At 38.1% G+C, this 13,774-nt stretch carries 10 protein-coding genes, 1 pseudogene and 1 riboswitch; all 11 genes and pseudogenes read left to right on the top strand.

Annotation, left to right across the window (positions count from 1 at the left end; all coding sequences use genetic code 11):
- Positions 1-408 precede the first annotated feature (408 nt).
- Positions 409-1,110 carry a zinc metallopeptidase gene (locus tag HMPREF0072_RS01820; RefSeq protein WP_004827057.1) on the top strand — a complete coding sequence of 234 codons (702 nt, stop codon included), beginning with the start codon at positions 409-411 and terminating at the stop codon, positions 1,108-1,110.
- Between the two features lie 258 nt (positions 1,111-1,368).
- A complete protein-coding gene (locus tag HMPREF0072_RS01815; RefSeq protein WP_004827056.1) occupies positions 1,369-1,830 on the top strand; it encodes a CtsR family transcriptional regulator in 462 nt (153 codons plus the stop codon).
- A gap of 1 nt (position 1,831) precedes the next feature.
- On the top strand, positions 1,832-2,416 hold the full coding sequence (locus HMPREF0072_RS01810) for a UvrB/UvrC motif-containing protein (protein ID WP_004827054.1): 585 nt from the start codon (positions 1,832-1,834) through the stop codon (positions 2,414-2,416).
- Positions 2,413-3,390: an ATP--guanido phosphotransferase gene (locus HMPREF0072_RS01805; RefSeq protein WP_004827049.1), complete on the top strand. Its 978-nt coding sequence runs from the start codon at positions 2,413-2,415 to the stop codon at positions 3,388-3,390. The genes HMPREF0072_RS01810 and HMPREF0072_RS01805 overlap by 4 nt, the downstream gene beginning before the upstream one ends.
- Positions 3,380-5,824, top strand: a complete 2,445-nt coding sequence (locus HMPREF0072_RS01800) for an ATP-dependent Clp protease ATP-binding subunit (protein WP_004827048.1) — start codon at positions 3,380-3,382, stop codon at positions 5,822-5,824. Before HMPREF0072_RS01805 ends, HMPREF0072_RS01800 begins: the two co-directional genes overlap by 11 nt.
- Before the next feature lie 596 nt (positions 5,825-6,420).
- Entirely contained in the window at positions 6,421-8,571 is a 2,151-nt protein-coding gene (locus HMPREF0072_RS01795; RefSeq protein WP_004827045.1) for an ABC transporter substrate-binding protein, read from the top strand.
- 143 nt (positions 8,572-8,714) lie between these two features.
- Positions 8,715-9,902 (top strand): amidohydrolase, encoded by a 1,188-nt coding sequence (locus tag HMPREF0072_RS01790; protein ID WP_248601157.1) that lies wholly within the window; start codon positions 8,715-8,717, stop codon positions 9,900-9,902.
- Between the two features lie 263 nt (positions 9,903-10,165).
- Positions 10,166-10,279: riboswitch (SAM riboswitch) on the top strand.
- An 88-nt stretch (positions 10,280-10,367) separates the two neighbouring features.
- On the top strand, positions 10,368-11,204 hold the full coding sequence (locus HMPREF0072_RS01780) for an SAM hydrolase/SAM-dependent halogenase family protein (protein ID WP_004827040.1): 837 nt from the start codon (positions 10,368-10,370) through the stop codon (positions 11,202-11,204).
- Positions 11,204-11,755, top strand: a complete 552-nt coding sequence (locus tag HMPREF0072_RS01775; RefSeq protein WP_004827038.1) for an ECF-type riboflavin transporter substrate-binding protein — start codon at positions 11,204-11,206, stop codon at positions 11,753-11,755. The genes HMPREF0072_RS01780 and HMPREF0072_RS01775 overlap by 1 nt, the downstream gene beginning before the upstream one ends.
- A gap of 5 nt (positions 11,756-11,760) precedes the next feature.
- Complete coding sequence (locus HMPREF0072_RS01770) at positions 11,761-13,470, top strand: ABC transporter ATP-binding protein (protein ID WP_004827036.1); 1,710 nt, start codon at positions 11,761-11,763, stop codon at positions 13,468-13,470.
- A pseudogene (locus HMPREF0072_RS12125) lies at positions 13,467-13,774 on the top strand (energy-coupling factor transporter transmembrane protein EcfT); the annotation flags it as partial. The gene HMPREF0072_RS01770 and the pseudogene HMPREF0072_RS12125, both read left to right, overlap by 4 nt.

The raw sequence follows: 13,774 nt of genomic DNA, 5'->3' as shown, positions 1-13,774 counted from the left end.
ATCGCATGTTTGAGCGTAAGCGAGTTTGCGATTTTTAGCAACCTGATGATTAGAAATCAGTAAGGATATAAACTAACTAAAACAAGGTATTCTTATTACCAACAGTTTGCCGAAGGTAAACACATTGTCCCCCGAGAGGGGCCGCTCGGAGGGGGTAACGGAAGGGGTTTAAGGGGACCCGATGGGGGAACGTGCGGAACGTTCCCCTGGGGTCCCCTTTTTACGGAGTGGTCATGTAAATGACTAAGAAATAATATAAGATAAAAATAAATTTAAAACTAAAGCTGAAAGAAAATATTCCTGGAATAATAGACTCACTAGTGAAAAACTGACCTTCTTTGACTTTTGAGAAAACCTGAATATAATAGATTTAATACCAATTTTTTGAAAATAGAAACGAGGAAGATTATGTATCCATACGGATTTTATTTTGATAGAACTTATTTTTTAGTCTTGATAGGCCTTGTGATTTCAATGTTTGCCCAGGCTAATATAAATGCAAAATTTAATAAATACAGAAAAATCAGGTCTAAACGTGGGTTGACTGGGGCTGAGGCTGCCCAGATGGTGCTTGATTACAACAATTACAGGGATATTTCTATCAAGAGGGTAGGTGGGTCCTTGTCAGATTATTTTAATCCTATGACCAAGGAAGTCGCCCTTTCTGCTACTTCTTTTGAGGATAGCTCAATTGCTTCTTTGGCTGTGGCTCTCCATGAGATTGGCCACGTTATCCAATTTAAGGAAGGCTATATCCCTCTTAGGGTTAAATCTTTTATTGTGCCAGCAGTTAATTTTGGATCAAGATTATCTTTTCCAATTCTTTTGGTAGGGGTATTTTTATCCCAACCTAAGCTAGTAACCATAGGTCTTGCCCTATTTTCACTCACACTTTTATTTCAAATCGTAACTTTACCTGTGGAATTTGATGCGTCAAGAAGAGCTATCCTTGCCCTTGAAAAGACTCATATCCTAGATGAAAGTGAAATCCCGGGAGCTAAGGATATGCTTGGTTCAGCAGCCCTTACCTATGTGGCAGCTACCCTTGCCACAGCCCTTCAATTGTTAAGACTCTTTCTCTTATTTGGCAATAGGAGTAGGCGTGACTAGGATTTATTAAATCTAAGTTTAAAACAAGTAGTTATACTCGTAATATTTAGAACAAGCTAGAAAAATTTGAATCAATGCAAATTATAAGCCAAGTGCCCGGAAATTTTCTAGGGCACTTTTTTATAAAACAAATTGGTATTGTAAATTCCGACTAAACCAGTATAGTTTATTTAGGAAGCGAGGCTTCTTTTATTTTAAAGGCAATGGTCAGAGATAGTCAGTAAGCTTTGACCTAAAAATAGAGAAAGACAGGAGATTATGGCAGGTTTAACTAATCAAATAGAAAGATTTCTAAAGCTCATGCTCGAAGATAGCGTTGATGGAGCCTTAGAAATCGGTAGAAATGAGTTGGCGAGTCAGTTTGATTGTTCGCCAAGCCAAATTAATTACGTTCTTTCAACCAGGTTTACCCCTCACAACGGCTACTTGATTGAGAGCAAACGTGGTGGCAATGGGTTTATAAAAATAATAACCATTGTTGAAGAAGATGACTATATTTCCTATTTACTTAGGAATTTGGCTAAAGAAATGAGTGAATCAAGGGCAAATAATCTCTTTAGAGACTTATACGAGAGGCAATATTTTAACAAAAACGAATACCTGATGGCAAGGTATGCAGCAAGTGATAAGACCCTTGCAGATATAGAAGCCAAGGGGAGAAACACCGTAAGGTCATCGATTGTTAAGAGCCTTTTGTTGAGTATTTTGGCAAGGAGTTAGTATGAAATGTGATAAATGCGGCAAGGAAGCCAGCGTAAGCCTGAAGGTTATTTTTAATGGCAACAGTCATAATATAAATCTTTGTTCGGATTGTATGAAGAAATATGCAGATATACCTGAGGGCTCAGACCTAGGGAAAATTAGTTCACAAAATATTTCTATTAATCCTAAGGACTTGGAGGGACTTTTGCAAAAGTTTATTCCTAGCCTTGAGGAAGTTATTGATGGATTTTATGAATATAAATATAATCAAGCTAACAAGGACCTATCTTATATCTTAAATGTTGACGAAAAATCTTGCCCCTACTGTGGCAATTTAAGGTCAAATATAAGAAATGGAGTTTTTGGATGTGCCTATTGCTATAAGCTCGATAAGAATCTGACAGATAAGGTTTTAAAGACCTACAACAACCTTAGTGAGTACAAGGGTGCTTACCCAAGGGCAGAAAGAGAATTTAAGGAAGTGGCTGACGAGATAAAAAACCTATCTCAAAGACTCAACGAATCTGTAGAAACAGAGGATTATGAGTTGGCAGCAGACCTTAAGGAAAAAATTGATAAATTAAATATGCAGGTGAAAAATTGATAGATTATGCAAAAGATGTTTTAATCTCTACAAACCTATCTTTAAGACGAAACATAAAGGGTTATGATTTTCCGACAACTATGACCTATGATGAGAGTTTGGTTGTGATGGATATGGCAAGGGATATTTTTGGAGACAGGCTGGTTTTACTTTCTGATTTGGATGATGGAACTATTGATAAATTAATTTCCGAAATGGTTTTAAGTCCTGATGCTCCAGGTAAACTTGCCCAGGTCGGCATTATTTTTGAGGGTGACACCACTCTTGTAATTAACGATAGAGACCACCTATCCATCAATATTTCAAATTTCGGTTTGAATCTGATAGGTGCTTATAAAAAGGCAACCGAAATTGAAAAAATCCTTGATGACCACTTGGATTTTGCCTTTTCTAGTGAATATGGATATCTCACAAGTGGGGCAAGAAATGTAGGAGGTGGCCTAGAAGTTTGGATGAAGTTATTTTTATTTGGTTTAATTGATAATCCAAAAACCTATGCTGGCTTTGAGCAGGCGATGGTTTATGCGGGCCTTTACCCACAGAAATTTGTGCCAAAAGGTCTTAAGTCTTATGCAGATGACCTTTATTTGTTAAAAAATTACGGTAACTATAGGCAAAATCCTGAAGCCTACCTTAAAAAGGTAGAAAAAAATCTAGAAACCCTAGTAAAAAACGAAAAGAGATTTAGGAGAGATTATAGGATTATAAACAATATTGATGATAGGGAAATTGAAGAAGAGATAGATTTGATAGAAAAAAGCTTAGAAACAGGGATGGTTAAGAGTCTAGATAAGATGATGAAGGCTCTTTACAGGCTAAAAAAATACCAGATTCTAGGCTTTAAGACAAAGTTTAGTGAAGAAGAAATTAACGATTTGATTAAAAATCTTTCTTCACACAAGTATAAGGAAAATTTCGATGCCGGAAGGTATGAATTTTTGATGAAAGAAATGGGGGAAAGCCATGGAGAATAATAGATTAAATAAATTGACCCAACAGGCTAGGCGTGAGTCCTATAGTCTAAACCATGACTATATAGGCACCGAACACTTGCTTCTTGCCCTCATGAAAACAGGGTCAAAAGCGACAAAGGCCCTGGAGGCGGCAGGAGCAAATTATGAGCTTTTGAGGTCCATTGTCATAAACAACATTGGCAGGGGCACAGCAGTGAGACCTGCTACAGAATATAGCAAAAAAGTAAGGAAAATTTTGGAAACTGCGAGGTTTTATGCCAACAACAGGCGTGCCCTTGCAACTAGCGAAGAAGATGTCCTTCTAGCTATCATAAACGACGAAGATTCCTTCACAAATATAATGTTCTTGCTCTCAGGAGTGGAAAAAGAAAATATTAAAAAACAACTCCTATCTATGGTGAGGCAAGAAAAGTCAGAGGGAGTCGCAAATTCTAAATTTAGCGAAAATATCACAAATTATTGCACAAACCTCAATGACTTAGCCGAAGCGGGAAAAATTGACCCAGTAATTGGCAGGGAAGATGAGATCAAAAGGATAATCCAAATCCTAATGAGAAGGACAAAAAATAATCCAATCCTAATTGGTGAACCAGGCGTTGGTAAAACTGCCATTGCAGAAGGACTTGCAAGCGAGATTGTAAAAGGCAACCTTCCTGCCATTATGAAGGGCAAAACAATTTTGAGCCTTGATCTGGCATCAATGATAGCCGGCACCAAGTATAGGGGAGATTTTGAAGACAGACTTAAGAAGTTATTTGAAGAAGCCTCTAATCGTGATGATTTGATTTTGTTTATAGATGAGTTCCACATGGTTTTAGGAGCTGGTGCCGCCGAAGGTTCTATGGATGCGGCCAATATCCTAAAGCCAATCCTAGCCAAGGGAGACATACAGATAATTGGCGCTACAACCATTGATGAATACAGAAAACACGTAGAAAAGGACTCTGCTCTTGCCCGTCGTATGCAGGAAGTGATGGTCGATGAACCAAGTCTTGAGGATTCTAAAAAAATAATTGAAGGCCTCAAGTCCATGTACGAAGACCACCATAAGGTAAGAATAACAGAAGAAGCCATAAATGCAGCTGTGGACCTATCTGATAGGTATATCACTGATAGGTACTTGCCAGATAAGGCAATAGACCTTATTGATGAAGCATCATCAAAGCTAAGGATTTTGGCCTTTGATGATGAGCAAGAGGATATAGATACCCACGAGGACATCTTGGAAAAATTGAAGGCGGAAAAAGACCAGGCAGTCCTTGACCAAGACTTTGAAAAGGCAGCAAAACTTCGTGACATCATAAACCAAAAGAAATTTGACCTTGAAGAAGAAAAGGAAGAAGAAAGCGAAGGCTATAAGCTAGCTATAACTTATGACGATATAGCAAATATTGTAGCATCTTGGTCCAAAGTCCCAGTTGAAAGACTTACCGAAGATGAAAAGGCCAAGTATGCTAAGCTTGATAAGATTTTAGCTGGCACTGTTATAGGCCAAAACGAAGCGATTAAGTCTGTTGCCCACGCTATCAAAAGAGCGAGGGTTGGCCTTAAAGATCCTAAAAAACCAATCGGGTCCTTCATTTTTGTAGGACCTACAGGTGTAGGCAAGACCTACCTTGCCAAAAGTTTGGCAAAATCCCTATTTGGTTCAGAAGATAGGTTGATTAGGATGGACATGAGTGAATATATGGAAAAATTTGCCGTAAGCCGTATGGTAGGCTCTCCTCCAGGCTATGTAGGCTATGAGGAAGGTGGTCAACTTACTGAAGCAGTAAGAACAAATCCATATTCTGTAATTCTCTTTGATGAAATCGAAAAGGCCCATCCAGACGTCTTCAACCTCCTTCTTCAAATCTTAGATGACGGTAGGCTCACAGATGGCCAGGGCAGGACTATTGATTTTAAAAATACAATTATAATCATGACTTCAAATGTTGGCGTATCAAGTCTAGCCAAGGCCACATCAATTGGTTTTGATCTAGCAGAAGATAAGCAAGAGGCTGACAACGAACGCAACAAAGAAATAATTACCAAGGCCATAAAAGATTCCTTTGCACCAGAATTTTTAAACAGACTTGATGAAACAATTATGTTTAATTCCCTAAGCGAAGCTGATATCAAGGAAATAACCGGTCTTATGCTTGAAAAAACTAGGGATAGACTTAATGAAATCGGCATAGAAATCGCCTTTGATGAAAGGGTAGTAAACTTACTTGCAAAGGAAGGTTTCAACTCCGAATACGGGGCAAGGCCACTAGAACGCCACATCACAAAGATGATAGACGATAGGCTAGCCGAAGATATTTTGGATAATAAGCTTGATAAGGAAATGACTATTAGGCTTTACGTTCAAAACGATAAATTATGTTTTAGAAACATTACTAAGGGTAGGAAAGCTTCTAAAGAAGCTAGGCAAGAGGTTAATGTTAAATAATTCATTTAATTAAATATTAAAAAAATCTTAGTCATTTACATGACTGCTCCGTATTAAGGGGAGGCCCAAGGGACCTTCCGCAGGGTCCCTCACTCGCCTCCCCTTAGACCCCTCTCGGCTACACCCCCCGAGCGGCTCCTTAAGCGGAGTGCGGATAATGAAGCTTGCCTTTCGGCAAGCTTTTTTAGATATGGTTTAGCCCTTTGTTTAAGATTGATTATTTCCTAAATGATTTAAAATCCCTAGCTACCTAAAAATTGATAACTCGCTACGCTCAGACAATCAATTTTTTAAACGGTAGCTAGGGATTTTAAATCCTCTAATAAATGGGAAAAGGTGTCTGGATTTTCTTGGGTTTGGCTTTTTTGCCATTATGTTAATGCGAATAATTTGCGAATAATTTATGAATAAAAACACTTTAGGAAATGAAAAACTTTGGGGTACAAAGTCCTTTAGCTTGATATTACCACACTTAGAAATCTACAAAACTGAAAAAAGGAAATTAATATATATACAAAAATCTTTGACCGGGATGAATAATGGGGGTAGAGTTTAAAATATTTTTAAAAATATACATATAGAAAAGGAAGGTTAGTATGAAAAACAAAAAAATTTACTCATCCCTAATGGCTTTGGCTTTAGTTCTGAGTCTTTCGGCTTGTGGATCTAATACAGATTCTACAGGAAATAAGGGAAGCCAAACAAGCGGACAGGAAGAAAACAAAGAAGCTAGTTCTTCTAAAGGTGATCAAGGAGACAATCTTGATGATTTTCAAAAGCAAACAGCTGATGACACCATCGTTTTGGGTGTAAGCACTATTAATGGAGACTTCATCCAAGGTTACAATAATGACGCCAACGATGTAAATGCTAGAAGGTTTATGGGTATTGAAGGAAACAACGGCTATTCTTGCTATGTAATTGATGAGTTTGGTAAGTTTCAAGCAAACACTGCAGCCCTTGATAAAGATCCAGAAGTTATTATGAATAAAGATGGGTCTAGAACTACTAAATTTACCATCAAAAAAGATTTGAAATGGTCAGATGGTAAGCCTATTACAGCTGATGATTATCTTTTTGGAATCCTTCTAGAATCTGATAAGGATTTTAATACGCTTACAGGATCTTTAAATGTAGGTGCAGATTCTTTAAAGGGTTACGAGGCCTTTAAGAAGGGGGATACAGATTCGTTTGAAGGTCTTGATAAGATTGATGATTATACTTTCTCTCTTACAGTCGATGCATCTCAATTGCCATACTTTGAAGTTCAAGCCTTATCAAATGCAGGTCCTACTCCACTTCATTATATTGGAGAAAATCTAGGGCTAGCAAAAGACGGCAAGAAACTTGTTGTAAAAGATGGTTATCAGGTGACAGACAAAGATAAGGAAAATTACAAAAAATCTATAGATAACCAAATTGCCCTCCTAAAAGAAAACTTTGAAAAGGACAACGAAGGAGAGGATAAGGGAAGCGAAGATTACAAAAAAGCTAAGGAAGAATTAGACAAAAAAGCAAAAGATTTAGAAGCTCGCAAAAATGGTGATGTGGATCCAACAAGACTTCTAATTGAAGAAGCAATGATAAAAGAAACTAGTGATTATAGGTTTAATCCTGCTGTGACTTGTGGACCATATAAGTTTAACAAATTTGAAAATAACATGGTGGTTCTTGACCTTAACGAGAATTACCAAGGTAATTTCAAGGGCCAAAAAGCAAGCATTCCTCACATAATCATCCAATTGGTAAATAGAAATATAGGACCAGACCTTCTAGAAAATGGAGACATCGATATTTGGGAAGGAGAAACTGACGGCGCAAAAATTGACCAACTCAAAAAAGCTGAAGAAGCAGGAAAAATCCAATTATCTTCTTATGAAAGAAATGGTTATGGAAATATAATCTTTTTAACAGACAGGGGAGCTACCAAGTACAAGGAAGTAAGACAAGCTATAGCAAGCCTAATGGATAGAAATGAATTTGTCCAAGCCTTTCTAGGTGGTTATGGTGTTGTGACAAATGGTATGTACGGCCAAAGCCAATGGATGTATAAGGAAAGAGGGGCAGACCTACAAGAAAAACTTACAAACTGGGTTTTTAATATTGATAAGGCAAATGACTTATTAGACAAGACTCCTTATAAGTTTGAAAAAGATGGCAAAACACCATGGGATAAGGCGAAGGCTCTTGATGAATTTAACAAAAACCAAGAAGTCTTTGACTATTATAGGTATGATGATAAGGGAAATAAGCTTGTTGTCAACCAATATGGAGCAGAACAATCTCCAATCACAAGCCTAATATCAAACCAACTCCCTCCAAATGCTAAACAAGCAGGTATGGAATATAATGTCACAGCCGGTTCCTTCTCAACCCTAATGGATTATTTAAGTTTCCCAAAAGAAGACGCACAATATACTGCTTTTTCAATGGCTTCAGACTTTTCAACTCCATTTGACCCATGGTTCTACTATTCATCTCAAGGACCATTCAACAGAAGCAAGGTAAAAGATCCAAAGGCTGATGAAGTTACAGCAAACTTAAGAAAAACAGATCCTTCTGATAAAGAAGGCTACCTAGATAAATGGGAAGAATTCCAAAAATGGTATAATGACTACCTACCAGAAATCCCACTATATTCAAATGTATTCCACACAGGATATTCAAACAGGATTAAAGGCTTTGATGTAATTACGCCAGTATGGCAAGCCTGCGACCAAATAAACGCAATGACACTTGAAAAATAGAATTGAATTAATATAAGGTGATGATTAAGAATAGTCAAGGCTATTCTGCCATCGCCTTTTTTTCTATGTCCCGAGCGATAAAATTCATTTAATTTTTATTTCCTCTTAAATTTTTGGGTAAAATTATATCAGAGGTGAGTTTAGTGAATGAATTATTAGAAGAAATATTTAGTGAAATAGACAATCATTTTGATGAGATGGTTGCTTGTCGTAGGCATATTCACCAAAATGCTGAGCTTTCTTTCAAGGAAGTGGAGACTGCTGATTTTGTTGAGGATTTTTATAAGGATAAGGATGTTAAGATAACGAGTCACATGGGTGGCAATGGACTTAGGGTGGTAATTGATACAGGTAGGCCTGGCAAGACTATTGGACTTAGGGCTGACTTTGATGCCCTTCCTATCAAGGAAGAAACAGGGCTTTCCTTTGCTTCCAAAAACGAGGGTGTCATGCACGCTTGTGGCCACGATGCCCATACAGCCTATCTCATGGTGCTTGCAGATATTCTCCGTGAGAAAAAAGATAAGCTTGCTGGTAAAATTGTGATAATCCACCAACATGCAGAAGAAGTCCCACCTGGAGGTGCCAAGGGGATGATTGAGGCAGGAGTCCTCGAGGGGGTTGATAATGTTTTTGGTATCCACGTCATGAGTGCCATGGATTATGGCACTATCCAATACCACAAGGGCAACACCCAGACGGGCAGGGCCATGTTTAAGATAAAATTCCAAGGCAAGGGTGGCCATGGATCTATGCCTCACTTATCAAACGACTCAATTGTTGCCGCAAGTCATTTTGTGACAGCTGTTCAAACTGTCGTAAGCCGTAGACTTTCTCCATACGAGGTTGGAGTTGTAACCATTGGTTCTTTTGACGGCAAGGGTACCTTTAATATTATCAAGGATTCTGTAACTGTTGAAGGTGACGTTAGGGCCATGGCAGATGAGACTAAGAAAACTATCGAAGAAGAAATCAAGACCATAGCTAAGGGAATTGGGGAAACTTTTAAGGTAGGAGTTGAAATAGAATACACTGATGATTATCCAGTTTTATACAACGACCCTGAGATGACCCAGCTGGTTGTGGACGCTGTTAAAGAAGCCAAAATTGGGGAAGTAACCGATATAATAGACTGTGGTCCTCAACCACCATCTGAAGACTTTTCCTACTATGCAAAAGAAAGGCCATCTTGCTTTTTCTATGTAGGAGCAAAGAAGGAAGACGCCCCATATCCACACCACCACCCAAAATTTGATATCAGAGAAGATGCTATGAAAATCTGCGCCAAGTCAATGGCGGCTGTTGTTGTGAAGTATTTAGGGGAAGAATGAAATATGATTGGCTAAACCTAGTATAGGTTGATTTTATCCGTTTGGATGTATAATAGAAACGACTAGAAAGATAGTATTCCCAATGGGAAGACAAAAAAGACAGGAGGTCAGACTAACTCCTGTCTTTTTCCTTTTATATAATATTTATTTATCTTGTCATTCCGACAAAAACTCCGAAGGAGTTAACGAGGAATCCTATAAATATAAGATAAGACTTTATTTAATTAAAAATAGCAAATTCCATAAAAAACAGTATAATAAAACTACCATAAAGAGAAGGGGAGAGACAAGCTCTGTGATCCTTCAGCAACCTACTTTTTGTAAGGTGCTAAAGCTTGGCTGATGGAGTTTTTTCACATCCATCAGGGCGATGGGTGTTTTTTCGTGCCTAAAATTTATTTATGGAAATTGACTGATAGAATTATGTTGATATAATATCCTAGTAATAATTTGAAAGGAATTTATATGAACACATTAGTTTTTCAATCAGATTTCGGTTTAGGAGACGGAGCAGTTTCCGCTATGCACGGAGTAAGTTTTATGGTAAATCCAGACTTAACCATAGATGACTTGACTCATGAAATTATGCCCTACAATATTTTTGAAGCGTCTTATAGGCTTTTACAAACTATCAAGTATTGGCCAGAGGGCACAGTTTTTGTATCAGTAGTTGACCCAGGGGTTGGCTCTAGTCGCCATTCTATAGTGGTAAAAACCAAGTCAGGTCACTATATAGTCACACCAGATAATGGCACCATTTCTCATGTGGCAAAATATATAGGCCTTGAGTCTGCAAGGATTATAGACGAGATAAAGGATAGACTTCCTTTTTCCGAAAATTCTCACACCTTCCATGGTAGAGATGTCTATGCCTACAACGGGGCAAAACTTGCCGGTGATATTTCTTATTATGATTTTCTAGATGAGCTTAGTCTAGATGAGCTTTGCTATGAAACCATAAAAGATGCAAAAATCACTGATGGAGTCATAGAAGGCACTGTTGACATATTAGATATTAGGTTTGGATCTTTATGGACAAATATCAGCCTCGATATGCTAAACGAAGCTGGTATCAAACAAGGGGATATGATTAAGGTCATTATCTACTATAAGGGCATCAAAAAATATGAAAATCAGATGACCTTTGGCCATTCCTTTGCAGATGTAGGTTTGGGTGAAACCGTAGCCTATATCAATTCGTTAATCAATCTTGGTATCGCAATTAACCAAGCGTCATTTTCTGCTACCTACCAAATCGGTACAGGGGCAGATTGGAGTATTTTTATTAAAAAGGAGCAATAATGAAAAAGAATAATTCTATTACTACAATTGTAGCTATCGGTATTGGCGCTGCTGTATTTTTTATCCTAGGTAGGTATTTATCTATACCAGTTGGCTTTATACCAAACACATCAGTTGAAACAACCTATCCATTCTTGGCTTTGATGTCAGTTCTTTTTGGACCAGTAGCAGGCGGTCTAATCGGTCTTATTGGCCATGCTATTAAGGACCTTCTAACTTATGGTCTATGGTGGTCATGGGTTGTAACATCAGGCATCACAGGCTTTGGTTATGGCCTAGTCGGTTCTAAACTTGACATTTCTCAAGGCACTTTTACAAAAAAAGATATGGTTAAATTCAATGTTGGCCAAATAATTGTAAATGTTCTTTGCTGGGGAATCATTGCACCAATTTTAGATATTTTAATCTATTCAGAACCAGCTAACAAGGTTTTTGCCCAAGGTTTTGTATCAGCAGGCTTAAATTCAGTAGCAGTTGGTATCTTAGGTACAATTTTAATCGCAGCTTATGCTAAGACAAGAACAGCAGATAATTCACTAAAAAGAGATTAGGATATATGGGAAATAGACAGGACCTGGTAGTTTTTGACAAGTACAATTTTAAATACAAGTCCCAGGTCGAACCTTCGCTTTTTGACATAGATTTAAAAGTGAAAAAGGGCGAGAAAATAATAATTGTGGGCCCATCTGGCTCTGGCAAGTCCACCCTTGCCAAAAGCCTAAATGGACAGATTCCAAACACCTTTCCTGGGGATATAACAGGCTCTTGTCTAATTGATGGAAAAGATTTACTTGATTCGTCTATTTTTGACCTATCCCTATCGGTAGGCACAGTTCTTCAAGATACAGACGGTCAATTCGTAGGCCTTACTGTTGCCGAAGACATTGCCTTCTCTCTAGAAAATGACAATGTAGACCAGGAAGAGATGAAAAAAATCGTTGAGAAGTGGGCGAAAGAATTGAATCTTTCTAAGCTTTTAGAAATGAAACCTGGAGAGCTTTCGGGAGGACAAAAGCAATCGGTCTCCATAGCCGGGGTCTTGGTTTCAGATGTGCCGATTTTATTACTTGATGAACCTCTGGCAAATCTTGATCCAAAGTCTGGCAGAAAGACTATGGAGTTATTAAAAAGGCTCGCTGATAAGCTTGGTTATACAGTTATTGTAATTGAACATAGGCTTGAAGAGGCCCTTTTACTTGATCCCGATAGGATAATTGCTGTTGATGGTGGGAAAATTCTTGCGGATATGAGTCCGACTGACCTTTTAAAGTCAGATATTTTGGAGAAAATCGGTATTAGAAGACCTCTTTATATCGATGCTATGAAATACGCTGGCATAGATATTTCTGGCTACGAAAAGCTTGGAGACTTTGATGAAGTTGAAATATCCCCAAGTGACCTAGCCAAGATAGAAGGATGGGCTAAGGGGCAGGTTGGCAAAGAAATCAAAAAAACTAACGAAGAAGTGATTAAAATAGAGAATCTGACCTTCTCCTATGAAAAGGAAAATATTTTGGAAAATCTTTCCCTAGAGATTGATAAGGGGGAAATAATTTCGATTCTAGGTCCAAATGGAGCAGGAAAATCAACACTCGCCAAGCTTATGTGTGGGTTCTTAAGACCAGATTCTGGGAAAATAATCCTTGCAGGGAAGGATTCGAAAGACCTATCTATAAAAGAAATTGCCGATAAGGTTGGCTTCATCCTCCAAAATCCAAACGCTATGATTTCAAAGACTATGATTTTTGATGAAGTCGCTTTTGGTTTGAGGGTGAGGGGAGTAGCCGAAGATGTAATCGAGAAGAAAGTTCACGATGCTCTTGAGATTTGTGGCCTATATTCCTTTAGGAAGTGGCCGATTTCCGCTCTTTCTTACGGGCAAAGACGAAGGGTCACTATAGCTTCGATTTTAGTTTTGGACCCAGAAGTGATTATTATGGATGAGCCGACAGCCGGTCAAGACTTCCACCACTATACAAAAATGATGGAATTTATAAGGAAAATCAACAAAGAATATGACCTAACCATCCTAATGATTAGCCATGATATGCACCTAATTGAGGAATATACAGATAGGGCGCTTGTAATCGGTGATAAGAAAATCCTAGCTGATACTACTCCAGCTGAGCTTTTTAGTCAAAGTGAATTAATTGACAGGGCAAATCTTGCCGAGACATCGCTTTTTAAACTTGGTCAGAGGCTTAAAAGTATGGATGCCCTTGACTTTATAGAAACCTTTATTGGTTATGAAAGGAGCAAGAGATGAATAAGACCCTCGGATATATCAAGAACGATACATTTATTCACGGACTTTCTGGCACAACAAAACTACTTGCTTTTATCCTCCTTTCTGTAATAGTCATGACTAGCTATGATACAAGATTTCTAATCCTCGTTATGGGCCTATCGCTATTGGCAATGAAAATTGCAGAAATTCATTGGGAAGATGTGGCATTTTTGATAAAAATTGTCGCAGTCTTTTCCCTAATCAATATCCTTGCAATTTATATTTTTGAGCCAGCCTATGGAGTGGGACTCTATGGGTCAAGGACACTTATTTTAGGCACTGG

Origin of the sequence: Anaerococcus lactolyticus ATCC 51172 (assembly GCF_000156575.1) — a bacterium.
Lineage (GTDB): Bacteria > Bacillota > Clostridia > Tissierellales > Peptoniphilaceae > Anaerococcus > Anaerococcus lactolyticus.
The sequence above is the reverse complement of the archived record's forward strand: the minus strand, read 5'-3'. Positions and strand labels throughout refer to the sequence as shown.

What these genes read in the sequence shown, in the direction of transcription:
- HMPREF0072_RS01820 (WP_004827057.1), top strand. Translation starts at nt 409, where the DNA reads ATGTATCCATACGGATTTTATTTTGATAGAACTTATTTTTTAGTCTTG.
- HMPREF0072_RS01815 (WP_004827056.1), top strand. Translation starts at nt 1,369, where the DNA reads ATGGCAGGTTTAACTAATCAAATAGAAAGATTTCTAAAGCTCATGCTC.
- HMPREF0072_RS01810 (WP_004827054.1), top strand. Translation starts at nt 1,832, where the DNA reads ATGAAATGTGATAAATGCGGCAAGGAAGCCAGCGTAAGCCTGAAGGTT.
- HMPREF0072_RS01800 (WP_004827048.1), top strand. Translation starts at nt 3,380, where the DNA reads ATGGAGAATAATAGATTAAATAAATTGACCCAACAGGCTAGGCGTGAG.
- HMPREF0072_RS01795 (WP_004827045.1), top strand. Translation starts at nt 6,421, where the DNA reads ATGAAAAACAAAAAAATTTACTCATCCCTAATGGCTTTGGCTTTAGTT.
- HMPREF0072_RS01780 (WP_004827040.1), top strand. Translation starts at nt 10,368, where the DNA reads ATGAACACATTAGTTTTTCAATCAGATTTCGGTTTAGGAGACGGAGCA.
- HMPREF0072_RS01775 (WP_004827038.1), top strand. Translation starts at nt 11,204, where the DNA reads ATGAAAAAGAATAATTCTATTACTACAATTGTAGCTATCGGTATTGGC.
- HMPREF0072_RS01770 (WP_004827036.1), top strand. Translation starts at nt 11,761, where the DNA reads ATGGGAAATAGACAGGACCTGGTAGTTTTTGACAAGTACAATTTTAAA.